The organism is Pseudomonas rossensis (genome assembly GCF_039888995.1).
Taxonomy (GTDB): Bacteria; Pseudomonadota; Gammaproteobacteria; order Pseudomonadales; family Pseudomonadaceae; genus Aquipseudomonas; species Aquipseudomonas rossensis.
In genome coordinates this window covers 1-16,879 of record NZ_JBBWCB010000046.1, presented here as the reverse complement: position 1 = coordinate 16,879, position 16,879 = coordinate 1, and the positions used below count along the sequence as shown (strand labels likewise).

General features: G+C 59.4%; 14 protein-coding genes. 9 read left to right on the top strand and 5 right to left on the bottom strand.

The genetic code is table 11. The annotated features are described in order from the left end of the window. Positions 1-45 precede the first annotated feature (45 nt). Entirely contained in the window at positions 46-945 is a 900-nt protein-coding gene (locus WLY71_RS14475) for a D-hexose-6-phosphate mutarotase (protein WP_347804086.1), read from the bottom strand. Positions 946-1,002: 57 nt separating this feature from the next. After that, complete coding sequence (locus WLY71_RS14470) at positions 1,003-1,407, bottom strand: acyl-CoA thioesterase (RefSeq protein ID WP_003177184.1); 405 nt, start codon at positions 1,405-1,407, stop codon at positions 1,003-1,005. Positions 1,408-1,771: 364 nt separating this feature from the next. Here WLY71_RS14470 and WLY71_RS14465 point away from each other — a divergent pair, with 364 nt between their 5' ends. The 8 genes from WLY71_RS14465 (at position 1,772) to WLY71_RS14430 (ending at position 12,562) form a co-directional block, all read left to right on the top strand. Continuing rightward, the gene (locus tag WLY71_RS14465) at positions 1,772-3,070 is read left to right on the top strand and encodes an MFS transporter (RefSeq protein ID WP_347804085.1); all 1,299 of its coding nucleotides are present in this window, start codon (positions 1,772-1,774) and stop codon (positions 3,068-3,070) included. Positions 3,071-3,312: 242 nt separating this feature from the next. Further along, positions 3,313-4,314, top strand: coding sequence for a phosphate ABC transporter substrate-binding protein PstS (locus WLY71_RS14460; RefSeq protein WP_347804084.1), 1,002 nt, complete (start codon positions 3,313-3,315; stop codon positions 4,312-4,314). Between the two features lie 234 nt (positions 4,315-4,548). Then, on the top strand, positions 4,549-6,831 hold the full coding sequence (locus WLY71_RS14455) for an ABC transporter permease subunit (RefSeq protein ID WP_347804083.1): 2,283 nt from the start codon (positions 4,549-4,551) through the stop codon (positions 6,829-6,831). A 15-nt stretch (positions 6,832-6,846) separates the two neighbouring features. After that, entirely contained in the window at positions 6,847-8,517 is a 1,671-nt protein-coding gene (gene pstA, locus WLY71_RS14450) for a phosphate ABC transporter permease PstA (protein ID WP_347804082.1), read from the top strand. 129 nt (positions 8,518-8,646) lie between these two features. Then, entirely contained in the window at positions 8,647-9,480 is an 834-nt protein-coding gene (gene pstB / locus WLY71_RS14445; RefSeq protein WP_347804081.1) for a phosphate ABC transporter ATP-binding protein PstB, read from the top strand. Positions 9,481-9,551: 71 nt separating this feature from the next. Next, positions 9,552-10,313 carry a phosphate signaling complex protein PhoU gene (gene phoU, locus WLY71_RS14440; protein ID WP_347804080.1) on the top strand — a complete coding sequence of 254 codons (762 nt, stop codon included), beginning with the start codon at positions 9,552-9,554 and terminating at the stop codon, positions 10,311-10,313. A gap of 167 nt (positions 10,314-10,480) precedes the next feature. Further along, positions 10,481-11,431 (top strand): response regulator, encoded by a 951-nt coding sequence (locus tag WLY71_RS14435; RefSeq protein WP_347804079.1) that lies wholly within the window; start codon positions 10,481-10,483, stop codon positions 11,429-11,431. A gap of 231 nt (positions 11,432-11,662) precedes the next feature. Continuing rightward, entirely contained in the window at positions 11,663-12,562 is a 900-nt protein-coding gene (locus tag WLY71_RS14430; protein WP_347804078.1) for a peptidoglycan DD-metalloendopeptidase family protein, read from the top strand. Positions 12,563-12,693: 131 nt separating this feature from the next. On the opposite strand, the gene WLY71_RS14425 is transcribed toward WLY71_RS14430, so the two are convergent. The 3 genes from WLY71_RS14425 to phoB form a co-directional block, all read right to left on the bottom strand. Then, on the bottom strand, positions 12,694-14,034 hold the full coding sequence (locus WLY71_RS14425) for a hemolysin family protein (RefSeq protein WP_347804077.1): 1,341 nt from the start codon (positions 14,032-14,034) through the stop codon (positions 12,694-12,696). Positions 14,035-14,157: 123 nt separating this feature from the next. Then, on the bottom strand, positions 14,158-15,444 hold the full coding sequence (phoR, locus tag WLY71_RS14420) for a phosphate regulon sensor histidine kinase PhoR (protein WP_347804108.1): 1,287 nt from the start codon (positions 15,442-15,444) through the stop codon (positions 14,158-14,160). 81 nt (positions 15,445-15,525) lie between these two features. Beyond that, the gene (gene phoB / locus WLY71_RS14415; RefSeq protein WP_008150066.1) at positions 15,526-16,215 is read right to left on the bottom strand and encodes a phosphate regulon transcriptional regulator PhoB; all 690 of its coding nucleotides are present in this window, start codon (positions 16,213-16,215) and stop codon (positions 15,526-15,528) included. A 153-nt stretch (positions 16,216-16,368) separates the two neighbouring features. On the opposite strand from phoB, the gene WLY71_RS14410 reads away from it, so the two are divergent. Continuing rightward, positions 16,369-16,761: a COG4315 family predicted lipoprotein gene (locus WLY71_RS14410; protein ID WP_347804076.1), complete on the top strand. Its 393-nt coding sequence runs from the start codon at positions 16,369-16,371 to the stop codon at positions 16,759-16,761. Positions 16,762-16,879: the final 118 nt, after the last annotated feature.

Genomic DNA, 16,879 nt, shown 5'->3' with positions numbered 1-16,879 from the left:
CCATAGATCGGCGTAGGAGCTGCCGCAGGCTGCGATCTTTTGACTTTAAAGCGGCTTGCTGCCGATGCTGACGCCCAACGTGTGACTGGCACCCGGCGCTAATGTCACCACATCATCCATCACATTCGCCGTTTCAATGCACAGCATGCGCTGCCAGCCATCGTCGGCCATGTCACTGAACGCCGCAGCGCGTTCAATCCACGGATTCCAGATCACCGCCGAGCGTGAGCCGCTGCTGGTCAGCTCGATGCGCCGTTCCCAGGCCGGATCGACAATGCTCAGCTTCGCCGGGGTATTGAGATAGATACGATCGGTCTCGCCGACAAAACGCAGATCGCCGGTCTGAGTGACGGTTTTCCAGTCGTCCAGGGTTTCGATGTAACTCAAGCCATCCAGCCCTTCGACATGCACTTCGCGTACATCGCTGACCGCGAAATAGCTGTGCAGCGCCTGGCTGATGGTGACTTTGTCAGCGCCCTGGTTATGGCTGGTCAGGCTGATGTGCAGTTGCTCATCCAGACGAATGCTCAGCTTCAAATCCACTTGATGCGGCCAGCCGGGCAAGCCGCCTTCAGGGTAAGGCAGAACAAACTCCACCTCGAGGCTTTCGCCCTCGGTTTCAATGCCGCCCAGTTCCCAGTCCATCGCCCTTACCAGCCCGTGGGCGGTCGGCGCTTCATTGCTGACGCGCATCGCCTGAACGCTCTGCGGGTTGCGCGGCAAGTTGCCGAACCACGGCCAGCACACCGGAACCCCGGCGCGGATGCTCTTGCCAGTCTTGAACACTGCCTCGTCGTTGAGCCAGATCAGCGGCGGTTGCCCGGCCACTTGATAACTGAGGATGTGCGCGCCCTGCTGGGCAACCAGCAGTTCGGCCTGACCGTGGCGGATGCGCCAGCAGTTCAGTTCATCCAGTTTCACGGCTTCAACGTTGGGCGTGCTCATGGGGCAACTCTCGATCAGGAACAATGACTGCAATGGACCGCAGAAAGGTCGCAGTGTTTAACGAGCTCTAGGCGGAACCGAACGGGTGCGACCGCTGCCGTCGATGGCGACGAACACAAACACGGCTTCAGTCACTTTACGCCACTCGCTGGACAGCGGATCGTCACTCCAGACTTCGACCATCATCTGAATCGAGCTGCGGCCGATTTCCAGCGCCTGGGTATAGAAGGAGAGCTGAGCGCCCACCGCTACCGGAACCAGAAATGCCATGCGGTCGATCGCAACCGTAGCCACGCGGCCACCCGCGACTTTGCTGGCCATTGCGGTGCCGGCCAAATCCATCTGCGACACCAGCCAACCGCCGAAAATATCGCCAAAGCCGTTGGTTTCGCGGGGAAGCGCGGTAATTTGCAGGGCCAGGTCGCCTTGCGGAATTGGATCTTCTTGTTCGAGCTCTATCATGCCGGGGGTGCCTCTGACCCGTGACTCTCATTGGTACTTCAGGTGAATAGCCGTCTCAAGGAAAAACGATTCAGCCCCGAACATACTACGTTCGTCACGTTTTTCGTAAGGCGCCTAAAGGGAAACTCTGCGAAATCGGCTGACAGCTGCCAACGACGTTTTCGCACAGCAACCCCTTACAAGCAGATGCAGGATTGCGAGTATATCGGTCGGTAGACTCCGAGACGACCGTCCGGTTCTCATTTCGACCGTCAAATACGCACCTCTATGTGCTTTTTCGAACAATTTGTTATCGTGCCGGACCTGCCCAAGCCTCAGCCAGCGTTGTTGGGGTTGCAGATCCGACTATAAGAGAAGCCTTGCCATGACCACAGCGCCCTCGAGCATCGCGCAGTCCACTCAATCCGCACGTCCGCTGACCCGCAGTGATTACAAGACTTTGTCGTTGTCTGCCCTGGGCGGTGCGCTGGAGTTTTACGATTTCATCATCTTCGTGTTCTTCGCCACGGTGGTCGGCAAGCTGTTCTTCCCGGCCGACATGCCCGAGTGGCTGCGCTTGATGCAGACCTTCGGGATCTTTGCCGCCGGCTACCTGGCGCGGCCACTGGGCGGCATCGTCATGGCGCACTTCGGCGACCTGCTGGGACGCAAGAAGATGTTCACCCTGAGCATTTTCATGATGGCGGTGCCGACCCTGATCATGGGCCTGCTACCGACTTACGCGCAGATCGGCATGTGGGCGCCGATCCTGTTGCTGCTGATGCGGGTGATTCAAGGCGCTGCGATTGGCGGTGAAGTGCCGGGCGCGTGGGTATTCGTTTCCGAACACGTACCGCAGCGTCATATCGGTTATGCCTGCGGCACCCTGACCAGCGGTCTGACGGCTGGCATCCTGCTGGGCTCGTTGGTCGCCACGGCGATCAACAGCATTTACACCCCTGCCGAAGTCTCGGATTACGCCTGGCGGATTCCTTTCCTGCTGGGTGGCGTATTCGGCCTGTTCTCGGTTTACCTGCGCCGCTGGTTGCACGAGACGCCGGTATTCGCCGAGCTGCAACTGCGCAAGGCCCTGGCAGAAGAAGTGCCGCTACGCGCCGTGTTGCGCGACCATCGCGGGGCGATCCTGATTTCCATGCTGCTGACCTGGCTGCTGTCCGCCGGCATCATCGTGGTCATCCTGATGACCCCGACCGTGCTGCAGACCGTCTACCACTTCTCGCCAACCACCGCATTGCAGGCCAACAGCCTGGCGATCGTTTTTCTGAGCCTGGGCTGCGTCGCCTCCGGTGCACTGGCTGACCGCTTCGGTGCGGGTCGTGTCTTCGTGTTCGGCAGTGCTCTGCTGCTGATCAGTTCGTGGACCTTCTACCACAACCTGTTCAACCACCCGGACTGGCTGTTTCCGATGTACGCCTTGACCGGCTTGCTGGTCGGCACCATCGGTGCAGTGCCGTATGTGATGGTCAAAGCCTTCCCGGCGGTGGTGCGCTTTAGCGGGCTGTCGTTCTCCTACAACCTGGCCTACGCCATCTTCGGCGGCCTGACCCCGATGGTTGTCACCCTGCTGCTCAAGGAAAGCCCGATGGGGCCTGCCTATTACGTGGCGATCATTTGCGGTGTCGGGATTCTGGTGGGTGCATACCTCTGGAAGAAGGGCCGCTAAGCCGACCTTTTTCATCGCCTGTACGGGCCCCATCGCGAGCAAGCTCGCTCCCACATTGGTTCTGTGTTCGCCGCAGAATCCCTGTGGGAGCGAGCTTGCTCGCGATGAAGGCGACTCGAAATATCCTGCAAAAAGCCGAATGCTGGCCTTTCATCTAATTGTCATATTTCAGCCATAGAGTGTTCACACGGCCTGCTGATACTTGGCCCCGACTTAACACACCTATCTGCTAGGAGTAAGGCATGAAACTGAAGCGTTTGATGGCGGCAATGACTTTTGTCGCTGCTGGCGTTGCGACTGCCAACGCGGTTGCCGCTGTTGACCCTGCTATCCCGAGCTACACCAAGACCACTGGTGTGTCGGGCAACCTGTCCAGCGTCGGCTCCGATACTCTGGCCAACCTCATGACCCTGTGGGCTGAGAACTACAAAAAAGAATACCCGAACGTAAACATCCAGATTCAGGCTGCCGGTTCTTCTACCGCACCACCTGCGCTGACTGAAGGCACCGCTAACCTGGGCCCGATGAGTCGCAAAATGAAGGACAACGAACTGCAAGCCTTCGAAACCAAATACGGCTACAAGCCAACCGCTATCCCGGTCGCCGTGGATGCACTGGCTGTGTTTGTGCACAAGGACAACCCGATCCAGCACCTGACCATGGAACAAGTCGACGCGATCTTCTCGTCCACTCGTCTGTGCGGCGCTAAAACCGACGTGAAAACCTGGGGTGACCTGGGCGTGACTGGCGACCTGGCCAACAAGCCGGTTCAACTGTTCGGTCGTAACTCGGTATCCGGCACTTATGGCTACTTCAAAGAAGAAGCCCTGTGCAAAGGCGACTACAAGCCAAACGTCAACGAACAACCAGGTTCGGCTTCGGTCGTGCAGTCGATCAGTTCCTCGCTGAACGGCGTCGGTTACTCGGGCATCGGCTACAAGACTGCCAGCGTGAAGACCGTGGCCCTGGCCAAGAAAGGCAGCACTGAGTTCGTCGAAGACACCGAAGAAAACGCCCTGAACGGCAAATACCCGCTGTCGCGCTTCCTCTACGTTTACGTCAACAAAGCCCCGAACAAGCCTCTGGCCCCGCTGGAAGCCGAGTTCGTGAAACTGGTTCTGTCCAAACAGGGCCAGGAAGTTGTAGTGAAAGACGGCTACATCCCACTGCCGGCCAAGGTTGCTGCAAAAGCACTGGCTGACCTGGGTCTTGCGGAAGGCGGCGCTGAAGTCGTAAAAAAGTAAAACCCTAGGTCCGGGGTAAACCCGGACCTGTGTAGGAGCTGTCGAGGGGAACCGAGGCTGCGATCTTTTGATCTGGCTTCCAACTGCAAGATCAAAAGATCGCAGCCTCGGTTCCCTCGACAGCTTCTACACACCCCCCAAATTTTCGGTCCGCTGCCAGTTCCCACGGGCGGCGGATTTGTTGCGTCACTGCATTGTCATCTTTCTGTCACATAGGATCGCTAGGGTGTGCGCATGAATGATCTGGCCAATTCCACCATGACTACTAATCCCCCCAAGCGAATTGACTTCAATACGCCTGAGCTGCAACGCAAGCGCCGTATACGCGCGCTGAAAGATCGCCTGACCCGCTGGTACGTCCTCGTGGGCGGCCTCGCCGTTCTCGGCGCGATCACGCTGATCTTTTTCTTCCTCGCTTACGTTGTCGCGCCCCTGTTTCAGGGCGCCGACCTGACCGCCAAGGACGCCATCACGCCCGCCTGGATGCAAGACGCTGGCAAGCCGTTGATGATCTCCCTGGAAGAACAGAACCAGGTCGCCATGCGGGTTTCCGACAAGGGCCAGGCACTGTTCTTCGATATCGACAGTGGCGCTGAACTCAAGCGTGTCGATCTGAAGATTCCGGCCGGTGTCAGCGTGACCTCCATCGGTGAAGACCAACCCGGTCACCCATTGGTGGCGGTCGGCTTGTCCAACGGTCAGGCGCTGGTATTCCGTCACACCTATAAAGTCAGCTATCCGGACGGCAAGAAAACCATTACGCCAGCGGTCGAATACCCGTACGGTGAAACCCCTATCGTGCTGAACGAGGCGGGCGGTGCCCTGGAGCACGTCAGCCTTAACGCGACCGATTCGACCCTGATGCTGGTCGGCTCCACCGGTTCACAACTCAATGTTTTGTCGCTGACCAGCGAAGAAAACATGATGACCGGCGAAATCACCAACGAGCAAAAGCGTATCGATCTGCCGCAGATGAACGAGCCGGTGAAGAACATCTTCGTCGATCCGCGTCAGCAGTGGCTGTATGTGATTAACGGTCGTGCTCAGGCCGACGTGTTCAGCCTGCGCGACAAGAGCCTCAACGGTCGCTACAAACTGCTCGAAAACGGCGATGCCGAAATTACCGCCAGCACCCAGTTGGTGGGCGGTATCTCGCTGATCCTCGGTGACTCCAAAGGTGGTCTGGCCCAGTGGTTCATGGCGCGCGACCCGGACGGCGAACTGCGTCTGAAGCAGATTCGTACCTTCCAGATGGGCACCACGCCGATTGTTGAAATCAGTGCTGAAGAGCGCCGCAAAGGTTTCGTAGCCCTCGACGCATCCGGCAAGCTTGGCGTCTTCCACAGTACCGCTCACCGCACGTTGCTGGTCGATCAGGTGGTGGAAGGCCAGGGCATTTTCGGCATGTCGCCGCGTGCCAACCGTATCATCGTCGAGGCCAACGGTAAGGTGCAGCCGCTGCTGCTGGACAATCCGCACCCGGAAGTTTCGTGGAGCGCGTTGTGGAGCAAGGTCTGGTACGAGAACTACGACGAACCTAAATACGTCTGGCAATCGACCGCTGCCAACACTGACTTCGAACCGAAGATGAGCTTGTCTCCGCTGACCTTCGGTACCTTGAAGGCCGCGTTCTACGCCATGCTGCTGGCCGCTCCTCTGGCCGTTGCCGCTGCGATCTACACCGCGTACTTCATGGCCCCAAGCTTGCGCCGCAAGGTCAAACCGGTGATCGAGCTGATGGAAGCGATGCCGACGGTAATTCTCGGTTTCTTCGCCGGCCTGTTCCTCGCACCGTATGTGGAAGGACATTTGCCCGGCATCTTCAGCCTGCTGATGCTCCTGCCGATCGGCATTCTGGTGGCCGGTTTCGTCTTCAGCCGCCTGCCTGAGTCCATCCGCCTGAAAGTGCCGGACGGCTGGGAAAGCGCGATCCTGATCCCGGTAATTCTGTTTGTGGGCTGGCTGTCGCTGTACATGAGCCCGTACATGGAAACCTGGTTCTTCGGTGGCGACATGCGCATGTGGATCTCCCACGACCTGGGCATCACCTACGACCAGCGCAACGCTCTGGTGGTCGGTCTGGCCATGGGCTTCGCGGTGATCCCGAACATTTACTCCATCGCCGAAGACGCCGTGTTCAGCGTGCCTCGCGGCTTGACCCTCGGCTCCCTGGCCCTCGGTGCCACGCCGTGGCAGACCATGACGCGGGTGGTGATCCTTACCGCCAGCCCGGGCATCTTCTCGGCGTTGATGATCGGCATGGGCCGTGCGGTCGGTGAAACCATGATCGTGCTGATGGCCACCGGTAACACCCCGGTCATGGAAATGAACCTGTTCGAAGGCCTGCGCACCCTGGCCGCCAACGTTGCGGTGGAAATGCCCGAATCGGAAGTCGGCGGCAGCCACTACCGCGTGCTGTTCCTCTCGGCGCTGGTGCTGCTGTTGTTCACCTTCGTCATGAACACCCTCGCGGAACTGATTCGTCAGCGTCTGCGCAAGAAATACTCGTCGCTTTAAGAAAGGTAGAAGTCTGTGAAACAGAACTCCCTGAAAGGATGGTTCAAGAGCGGCGCCCCCGGCGTCTGGATCAGCGGTGGCGCGGTGTCCATCGCGGTCATCATGACCATTGGCTTGCTGGCGGTGATTGCCGTGCGCGGTCTGGGTCATTTTTGGCCGGCGGACTTGATTCACGCCAGCTACGACGTGCCAGGCCAGGCCAATCACCTGGTCATCGGCGAGATCGTGCAGAAAGAAGAAGTGCCGCGCGAGCGCCTGAAAAGCGCTGGCCTGCCGGTGCCCGATCAGGGCCCGGAGTTCATGACCCGCGAGCTGATCAAGGTCGGCAACCGTGACTTGAACGGCAACGACTTCACCTGGATCGTCGGCGAGTGGCTGACTAACCAGAAGACCCCGCCTGAGTTGATGGCCATTGAGCGTCGCGAGTGGGGCAACTTCTACGGCTACCTGGTCAACGTCAAGCAGGATGGCAAGGTCATCGCTGAAGGCGAGGCCGCGTGGCCTGAGTTGCAGGCCCGTGTCGATCGCGTCAACAATCTTGCCGCGCAGCTCAAGAGCCTGGAAAAAGCCGACATCGGCGCGATCAACGCAGGTCTTGAGCGCGTCCGTCTGCACGGCCGCAAACTGGAACTGGCCGGCCAGCTCGACGCCGCCGCACAAGCGGACATGGAATCCGAGCGCGCCGAGCTCAACGCTCGTTATCAAGACATCGAAGTCCGCCTGAACGACCTGCACGCCCAGTTCAATCGCGACAGCCTGACGGCCCGCGATGCAAACGGCAAAGAGATCGAAATCGGTATTGGCAAAGTGGTTCATGCCTACCAGCCGAACGCGATGGGCACCTTCACCAAGATCGGTTTCTACTTTAGCAAGATGTGGGAATTCCTCAGTGACGACCCGCGTGAAGCGAACACCGAAGGCGGGATCTTCCCGGCGATTTTCGGCACTGTGATGATGACCCTGATCATGGCGATGGTCGTGACGCCATTCGGCGTGCTGGCAGCGGTCTACCTGCGCGAATACGCGAAACAGAACACCATGACGCGGTTGATCCGCATCGCCGTGAACAACCTGGCGGGCGTTCCGGCTATCGTCTACGGCGTGTTCGGTCTGGGCTTCTTCGTCTATGTGCTGGGCGGCTCGGTCGACCGGTTGTTCTTCCCGGAAGCACTGCCGGCACCGACCTTTGGTACCCCGGGTCTGCTCTGGGCCTCCCTGACCCTGGCGCTGCTGGCGGTGCCGGTGGTGATCGTGGCCACGGAAGAAGGCCTGGCGCGGATTCCTCGCACCGTGCGTGAAGGCTCGTTGGCTCTCGGCGCGACCAAGGCTGAAACCTTGTGGAAGATCGTGCTGCCGATGGCCAGTCCGGCGATGATGACCGGCATGATCCTCGCCGTGGCTCGCGCCGCCGGTGAAGTGGCGCCGCTGATGCTGGTCGGTGTGGTGAAACTGGCGCCATCGCTGCCACTGGACGGTAACTACCCGTACCTTCACCTGGATCAGAAGATCATGCACTTGGGCTTCCACATCTATGACGTCGGCTTCCAGAGCCCGAACGTCGAGGCCGCACGGCCGCTGGTGTACGCCACGGCGCTGCTGCTGGTGCTGGTGATCGCCACGCTCAACCTGTCGGCCGTCTATATCCGTAACCACCTGCGCGAAAAATACAAAGCGCTGGATAGCTGATTCATGCAGCACTGATTTTTATGTGGGAGCGAGCCTGCTCGCGAAGCTTTTGGCGCCAGTGATGGCCCCTTCGCGAGCAAGCTCGCTCCCACACAACCGAACCGAATTTGTTAGCACAGGGAGCCTCCCATGCAGCACGAAGCACATACCCACGGCATCAACATGTCGGCACTGGGTCGCGACAAGCAGAGCCTTAGCCTTGAGCAGGAAACCGTGGCCATCGAAGTGCCGGGCCTGAACCTGTTCTACGGCGACAAACAAGCGCTGTACGACGTCAGCCTGAACATCCCGAAACAGCGCGTGACCGCCTTCATCGGCCCGTCCGGCTGCGGCAAGTCCACGCTGCTGCGTACCTTCAACCGCATGAACGACCTGGTCGACGGCTGCCGCGTAGAAGGGGAAATCAACCTCTACGGCAACAACATCTACCGTAAGGGCGAAGACGTGGCCGAGCTGCGTCGTCGCGTCGGCATGGTGTTCCAGAAGCCCAACCCGTTCCCGAAAACCATCTACGAAAACGTGGTTTACGGCCTGCGCATCCAGGGCATCAACAAAAAACGCGTACTCGACGAAGCCGTCGAGTGGGCATTGAAAGGCGCGGCGCTGTGGGACGAAGTCAAAGACCGTCTGCATGAGTCGGCGCTGGGCTTGTCCGGTGGTCAGCAACAACGTCTGGTGATTGCTCGTACCATCGCCGTGGAGCCGGAAGTGCTGCTGCTCGACGAACCGTGCTCGGCACTCGACCCGATCTCCACGCTGAAAGTCGAAGAGCTGATCTACGAACTGAAATCGAAGTTCACCATCGTCATCGTGACCCACAACATGCAACAGGCTGCGCGGGTTTCCGACTACACGGCGTTCATGTACATGGGCAAACTGGTGGAGTTCGGCGACACCGACACCCTGTTCACCAATCCGGCGAAGAAGCAGACCGAAGACTACATCACTGGTCGCTACGGCTAGGAAGCTGTTGTTGCTCACTGAACTGACGCTGCGGTCCACCGCACCTTACCGGACGCTCCAAGGACGCCAACATGATTAGTAAAGAAGGCCTTACCCATCACATCTCCGCGCAGTTCAACGCTGAGCTCGAGGAAGTGCGCAGCCACCTCCTGGCCATGGGCGGGCTGGTGGAAAAGCAGGTCAACGACGCGGTGACCGCGCTGATCGAGGCCGACTCCGGCCTGGCCCAGCAGGTTCGCGAGATCGACGACCAGATCAACCAGATGGAACGCAACATCGACGAAGAATGCCTGCGCATTCTGGCCCGCCGTCCGCCGGCAGCGTCGGACTTGCGTTTGATCATCAGCATCTCCAAGTCGGTTATCGACCTGGAGCGCATCGGTGACGAAGCGACCAAGATCGCCCGTCGCGCCATCCAGTTGTGTGAAGAAGGCGAAGCCCCGCGAGGTTACGTCGAGGTTCGCCACATCGGCGACCAGGTGCGCAACATGGTTCGCGATGCACTGGACGCCTTTGCCCGCTTCGACGCCGACCTGGCGTTGTCGGTGGCCCAGTACGACAAGATCATCGACCGTGAATATAAAACCGCGCTGCGCGAGCTCGCCACCTACATGATGGAAGACCCGCGCTCTATCTCGCGGGTCTTGAGCATCATTTGGGTGCTGCGTTCGCTGGAACGGATCGGCGACCACGCACGCAATATCTCGGAGCTGGTGATTTACCTGGTGCGCGGCACTGACGTGCGGCACCTGGGCCTCAAGCGCATGAAAGAAGAAGTTGAAGGCACAAGTGGCGAAACCGCTAATGTTCCGGGCAAAGCTGACGATAAGTAAGATTGCCTGAGAAAAGCGCCCGGCCTTTTGGCCGGGCGTTTTTGTTTGTGGTTGATGAATTCGAAAGCAGCACCCGCGAACGAAAAGTCCCGGCGTGACTGAAGGTTTTTGGCAATGTGCCATCAGCAAAGCGGTATGCTTGCCGGGATTTTTTAAAGGGGTGATGGATGAGTAAGGTCAGTGTGTTAGTCGTGGACGATGCGTCGTTCATTCGTGACCTGGTGAAGAAGTGCTTGCGCAACTACTTCCCGGGGATCCGGATCGAAGACGCGGTCAACGGCAAGAAGGCTCAGGCCTTGCTGGCTCGGGAAGCGTTCGACCTGGTCCTGTGCGATTGGGAAATGCCGGAAATGTCCGGCCTGGAGCTGCTGACCTGGTGCCGCGAGCAGGACAACCTCAAGACCATGCCGTTCGTGATGGTGACCAGCCGGGGCGATAAAGAGAACGTCGTCCAGGCGATCCAGGCCGGCGTTTCCGGTTACGTCAGCAAGCCGTTCACCAACGAGCAACTGCTGACCAAGGTCAAGCAGGCCCTGAACAAGGTCGGCAAGCTCGACACCTTGATGAACAGCGCGCCGACCAAAATGAACTCGGCGTTCGGCAACGATTCGTTGAGCGCATTGACGGGCGGCAAGGCTGCCGTGGTCGCACCAGCGGCGGCGCCGGTCAATCCGTTCGCCAAACCTGCCGCCGCTGCGCCGGCCCCGGCGGCTGCTCCGTCTCGCGGTCTGCTCAACAGCCCGCCGATCAAGCCTCCAGCGTCCTCCGCAGCGCCAACGGGCGGTCGTGGCCAGGGCCAACTGCGCCTGCCGAACGGCATTCAGCAATGTGTGATCAAGGCCTTGAGTCTCAAGGAAGCACTGCTGGTGGTGAAACGCACCGACACCCTGCCGCAAGTGCTCGACAGCGCGGTGCTCGACCTGGAGCAGGGCGATAACGCCGAAACCGCCCGTCTGAACGGCTACCTGCACGCGATCGTCGCCCACGAGCAAAAGCCCGACAGCGAGTGGCTGCAACTGACCTTCCGCTTCGTCGACCAGGATGCGCAGAAGCTCGACTACATCTCCCGCCTGATTGCCCGCGGCACGGCGCAGAAGCATTTCGTGCCCGGCGCGTAATTCCCGTCGCCAGACAGTCTGTCTTCGCGGGCAAGCCACGCTCCCACAGGTTTTGTGTCGTTCATGTCATCGACAACAACCGAAATCCTGTGGGAGCGTGGCTTGCCCGCGAAGGGGTCATCAGATTCACCACACATCCGCTGAACTGCCCATTTTGAAACATCTGCCGTCTACCCGGGTCCATTGCAGCTGCTAGGCTCCTACCCAGGTCTACTCGACAGAATCATGCCCATGCTCGCGCGCCTGCTGTTTTTTTTCTGTGGTCTTTTCATGGCATCCACCTCGGCTGTGGCCATGACGATCTACAAGTCCACCGACGCCAATGGCGTGGTCTCCTACAGCGACCGCCCCACGACGGGCTCCAAGGTGTTCGTTTTTCGTGATCGCATGGTCGAGAATCTTGAGCGCCAGGTGTACGTCGTCATCACGAAGAAGAAGGGCGTGGACAGCGTTTACGTGCGCAATGACCTGTATGCGCCCGTAGAAATCGAGTTGAGCTTCGGCGGGCTGAAAAACGTCAGTGGTGCGCCGAGCCGACCGATCCGCCGGGTGATGCCGGCACGCAGCAGTATTCGTCTGGCGCTGCTCACAGCCACGCAGCCCGAAAGGCCGCTCGCGTACACCCCAAAATTCGAATACTCCCTGGGCGACCCCTCAGGGGCCGCCATGGCCTATCGATACCCGCTGCCGTGGCGTGGCGGACCGTTTCGGCTGAGTCAGGGCGCCAACGGTCAATACAGCCACTTTGGTCCAAAGAACCGCTATGCCATGGACATCGCCATGCCTGAAGGCACGCCGATCATCGCGGCGCGTGGCGGTGTGGTGGTGAAAACCGAGAATGCCCAGACCGGGCGCGGCACCGATCCGTCGGGTAATTTCGTGCGGGTGCTGCACGATGACGGGACGATGGGCGTGTATCTGCACCTCAAGCAAGGTTCGGTGAGCGTTCGCGAGGGGCAACGGGTGTCGGTGGGGAGTCCGCTGGCCTTTTCGGGCAATACCGGCAACAGCAGCGGGCCGCACCTGCATTTCGTGGTGCAGCGCAATACCGGGTTGGGGCTGGTGTCGATCCCGTACCAGTTCAATCGACCGGTGGGCAGCCTGCCCAACTTTGCGCTCGGCAAACAGTGAGGCCATAAAGGTAAAAGATCGCAGCCTGCGGCAGCTCCTACAGGGAATCGCAATCCACATGTAGGAGCTGCCGAAGGCTCGGGCCGCGTTCGGACGATCTTTTGGGGTCAATGCGGTTTCCCGCATTGCACTCAATCGAGCATCAACACCTTGGCCAGAATGATCTTCGGCCCTTTCATCTTCTTGATGATGATCCGCAAGCCTTCGACTTCCAGCACTTCTTCCTCTTCCGGCACCCGTTTCAGGGTTTCGTAGACCAGACCGGCGAGGGTTTCGGCTTCGATGTGGTCCAGATCGATGCCCAGCAGGCGCTCGACCTTGAACAGCGGCGTGTCGCCGCGCACCAGCAGCTTGCCCGGCTGGTACGCGAGGATCCCGCGCTCAGCCTTGCGGTGTTCGTCCTGAATGTCGCCGACCAGTACTTCCAACACGTCTTCCATGGTCAGGTAGCCGATGATGTTGCCATCGGCTTCTTCGACCACGGCGAAGTGCGAGCCGCCTTTGCGGAACTGTTCCAGCAACTGCGACAGCGGCATATGGCGCGAAACCCGCTCCAGCGGCCGGGTCAGTTCGGCGAGGTTGAACGACTCGGGAATGTGGTCCAGGGCCGCCAGTTCCAGCAGCAGATCCTTGATGTGCAGCAGGCCGACGAACTCCTGGCTTTCGCTGTCGTACACCGGATAACGGCTGAATTTGTGGCGACGGAACATCGCCAGGATTTCCTTCAGCGGCGCGTTGAATTCCAGCGTCACCAGATCTTCCCGGGAATTGGCCCAGTCGACCACTTCCAGCTCGCCCATTTCCACCGCCGAGGCCAAAACGCGCATGCCTTGGTCGCTCGGGTCCTGGCCACGGCTGGAGTGCAGGATCAGTTTCAGTTCTTCACGGCTGTAATGGTGCTCGTGATGGGGGCCGGGTTCACCCTGGCCGGCGATCCGCAAGATCTGGTTGGCGCTGGCGTTGAGCAGGTAAATGGCCGGGTACATCGCCCAGTAAAACAGGTACAGCGGCACGGCGGTCCAGAGCGACAGCAGCTCGGGTTTGCGGATGGCCCAGGATTTTGGGGCCAGCTCACCGACCACGATGTGCAGGTACGAGATGACAAAGAACGCGGCGAAGAACGACACGCCTTTGATCACTTCGGGCGATTGCACGCCGACGGCTTCAAGGATCGGTTCGAGGATGTGCGCGAACGCCGGCTCACCGACCCAGCCAAGGCCCAGGGAGGCGAGGGTGATACCCAATTGGCACGCCGACAGATAAGCATCGAGCTGACTGTGAACGGTGCGCAGGATGTGTCCGCGCCAGCCGTTTTTTTCAGCGATGGCTTCGACCCGGGTCGAGCGCAATTTGACCATGGCAAATTCCGCCGCAACGAAAAAACCGTTGAGCAAAACCAGGATCAGAGCAAAAAGAATCATGCCGAAATCGGCGAAGAGTGTCGCGAGGGTCAAGCCAGGGGAAGGGTCCATGATGGAGTTTTGCGGGTTCCGTGTATTCGAAAGGAAAGAAAAAAGTGCGTCTGAAGAGCAGGCGCAAGTCAGCCAATGTAGCGGCTGACCGGGCGATTGCCTAGTGGTGAGTGCTGGCCGGTATCAGTCAGCGGTGCTGATGACCCGGGATTTGGTGACCTGGGCCGGCGCAAAATGGCAGGTAAAGGTGCTGCCATGGCCCGGCACACTGCTGATTTCCATCCGCGCGCGGTGGCGCAGCAGCACGTGTTTGACTATCGCCAGGCCGAGCCCCGTGCCGCCGGTGTTGGAGTTGCGGCTGGAATCGACGCGATAGAAGCGTTCGGTCAGGCGCGGCAAGTGTTTGCTGTCGATACCGATGCCAGAGTCCTGCACGCTCAGGTGTGCGCCTTGCTCATCACCCCACCAGCGAATGCGGATATTGCCTTCGGCCGGGGTGTATTTCACCGCGTTGAACACCAGATTGGAAAACGCGCTGCGCAATTCGGCTTCGCTGCCCTTGAGCAGAATCGTCGGGTCGGCTTCCAGGGTGATCTTCTGATTGCGCTGAGCAGACAACTGCTGAGCGTCGCTCTTGATCGATTGCAGCAAGCCGTCGATGGCCACCGGCTGGTTGTCCGACGGGTAATCGGTGGCTTCCAGTTTGGCCAACAGCAGCAAGTCGTTGAGCAACGTCTGCATGCGTCCGCCTTGCTGCTGCATCTGCTGCAAGGCACGGGACCAGCGCGGGTTCACGTCTTCGACGTTGTCGAGCAGGGTTTCCAGATAACCGCAGATCACCGTCAACGGCGTGCGCAATTCGTGGGAAACGTTGGCGATGAAGTCTTTGCGCATCTGTTCCAGCTGATGAATACGCGTGACGTCGCGCACCAGCATCAGATGTTCGTTGTTGCCGTAGCGGGTGATGTACAGCTGAATGCGCAGGCGATCATTGGTCGGCGAGGGGATTTCAAGGGGTTCGGCGTAGCTGTCCTGCTCGAAGTATTCCTTGAAGCGCGGATGGCGGACGAGGTTGGTGACCGGTTGGCCGCTGTCTTGCGGGGTCTTGAGGCCGAGCAGGGTTTCGGCGGCGCGGTTCCACCATTCGAGGTTGCCGTCGCTGTCGAGCATGATCACCGCATCTTTCAGCGCTGCAGTCGACTCCTGGACCCGGTCGATCACCGCTTGCAGGCGCCCACGAACACGTTGGTCACGACGTTGCAGATGGTAGATGCTGTCGAACACTTCGCCCCACAGGCCATAACCATCGGGCGGTGCTTCCTCGGGTTTGTGCAGGCGCAGCCATTCGTGCAGACGCAGCAGTTGCTTGAGGGTCCAGGCCAGGTAAAGGCCCAGGCCCGCGGCGAGGCTCCAGCCGTAGTAGCCGGTAATCAGGCCGATCACCAGGCAACCGGTCACCAGCAAAAGCATGTGGCGGATCAGGGTGCCATGCCAATTTTGGTTCACTTGAGCGCGCGTCCTTGTCAGCTTGTCGGGCGGGAAAGGTCCGGGTCAGGCCTTGGTGGAGAACCGGTAGCCGGTGCCGCGCACGGTTTGTACCAGATTTTCGTAAGCATCGCCGAGGGCTTTGCGCAGGCGGCGGATGTGCACGTCGACGGTGCGCTCTTCGACATAAACGTTGCCGCCCCAGACCTGATCCAGCAACTGGCCACGGGTGTAGGCACGTTCCTGGTGGGTCATGAAGAATTGCAGCAGGCGGTATTCGGTCGGGCCCATCTCGGCGGGTTTGCCGTCGATGGTCACGCGGTGGCTGATCGGGTCCAGCAGCAGGCCGCCGACTTCGATCGGCGTCTCGCCATCGGTTGGACCGGCACGGCGCAGCACGGCCTTCAGGCGCGCGACCAACTCACGTGGTGAAAAGGGTTTGGTGATGTAGTCATCGGCGCCGACTTCCAGGCCCTGGATCTTGTTGTCCTCTTCGCCCTTGGCGGTGAGCATGATGATCGGGATGTCCCCGGTCAGCTCATCGCGCTTGAGGCGTCGGGCCAGCTCGATGCCGGACGTGCCGGGCAGCATCCAGTCGAGCAGAATCAGGTCCGGCTTGCGGTCGACGATGATGGCGTGGGCCTGTTGCGAGTTCTCAGCCTCCAGGCAGTCATAGCCGGCCATTTCCAACGCAACGGCGATCATTTCGCGAATGGGCGCTTCGTCGTCGACGATCAGAATGCTCCTGCCAACCATGCCTTTAATCCTCTTGTCATTTAACTGTCTTGCGCCGCATTAGATAACGGAATTATTGCAGTCGTGTGACAGTATTTTAGTCGCCCTGCGATTGTTGTGATCCTGAACTAAGCTCTAATTTCGAATCCTGACAACCACAAAAGGAAGGTTTCCATGAAGCAATGCGCGCAATCCTTCAAAGCTTTGATGCTGACTGCGGTCATGGCTATACCATCAATGGCCTTCGCGGCTGAGCCTGCAATGATGAAAGGCGATGTGATGGTCGACCAAAAGGGCATGACGGTGTACATGTACGACAAGGATGCTGGCGGCAAGTCAATGTGTAACGATGAGTGTGCCAAGAACTGGCCGCCAATGATGGCTCCGGCAGGTGCCAAGGCCGAAGGCAAATGGAGTGTCATTAAGCGTGATGACGGCATGATGCAATACGCTTACGACGGCATGCCGCTGTACACCTTTGTGAAGGACGAAAAGCCTGGAGAAATGAAAGGTGACGGCATGAAAGACGTCTGGCACGTCATCACCAATTCCGGACCGAAGAAGTAAACCTGTAATTGGATGGACTCGCCCAAGCCGAGGCGTCAATGCGCCACGGTGGCAGTCTAATCAGCCAACGACAGCGAGGGCGAGTCCATGAAAAAGCATACTTCGATTGATCAATCCC

What these genes read in the sequence shown, in the direction of transcription:
- WLY71_RS14435 (WP_347804079.1), top strand. Translation starts at nt 10,481, where the DNA reads ATGAGTAAGGTCAGTGTGTTAGTCGTGGACGATGCGTCGTTCATTCGT.
- WLY71_RS14475 (WP_347804086.1), bottom strand. Translation starts at nt 945, where the DNA reads ATGAGCACGCCCAACGTTGAAGCCGTGAAACTGGATGAACTGAACTGC.
- WLY71_RS14455 (WP_347804083.1), top strand. Translation starts at nt 4,549, where the DNA reads ATGAATGATCTGGCCAATTCCACCATGACTACTAATCCCCCCAAGCGA.
- WLY71_RS14465 (WP_347804085.1), top strand. Translation starts at nt 1,772, where the DNA reads ATGACCACAGCGCCCTCGAGCATCGCGCAGTCCACTCAATCCGCACGT.
- phoR (WP_347804108.1), bottom strand. Translation starts at nt 15,444, where the DNA reads ATGCTTTTGCTGGTGACCGGTTGCCTGGTGATCGGCCTGATTACCGGC.
- WLY71_RS14430 (WP_347804078.1), top strand. Translation starts at nt 11,663, where the DNA reads ATGCTCGCGCGCCTGCTGTTTTTTTTCTGTGGTCTTTTCATGGCATCC.
- WLY71_RS14425 (WP_347804077.1), bottom strand. Translation starts at nt 14,034, where the DNA reads ATGGACCCTTCCCCTGGCTTGACCCTCGCGACACTCTTCGCCGATTTC.
- phoU (WP_347804080.1), top strand. Translation starts at nt 9,552, where the DNA reads ATGATTAGTAAAGAAGGCCTTACCCATCACATCTCCGCGCAGTTCAAC.
- WLY71_RS14410 (WP_347804076.1), top strand. Translation starts at nt 16,369, where the DNA reads ATGAAGCAATGCGCGCAATCCTTCAAAGCTTTGATGCTGACTGCGGTC.
- pstB (WP_347804081.1), top strand. Translation starts at nt 8,647, where the DNA reads ATGCAGCACGAAGCACATACCCACGGCATCAACATGTCGGCACTGGGT.
- WLY71_RS14460 (WP_347804084.1), top strand. Translation starts at nt 3,313, where the DNA reads ATGAAACTGAAGCGTTTGATGGCGGCAATGACTTTTGTCGCTGCTGGC.
- WLY71_RS14470 (WP_003177184.1), bottom strand. Translation starts at nt 1,407, where the DNA reads ATGATAGAGCTCGAACAAGAAGATCCAATTCCGCAAGGCGACCTGGCC.
- phoB (WP_008150066.1), bottom strand. Translation starts at nt 16,215, where the DNA reads ATGGTTGGCAGGAGCATTCTGATCGTCGACGACGAAGCGCCCATTCGC.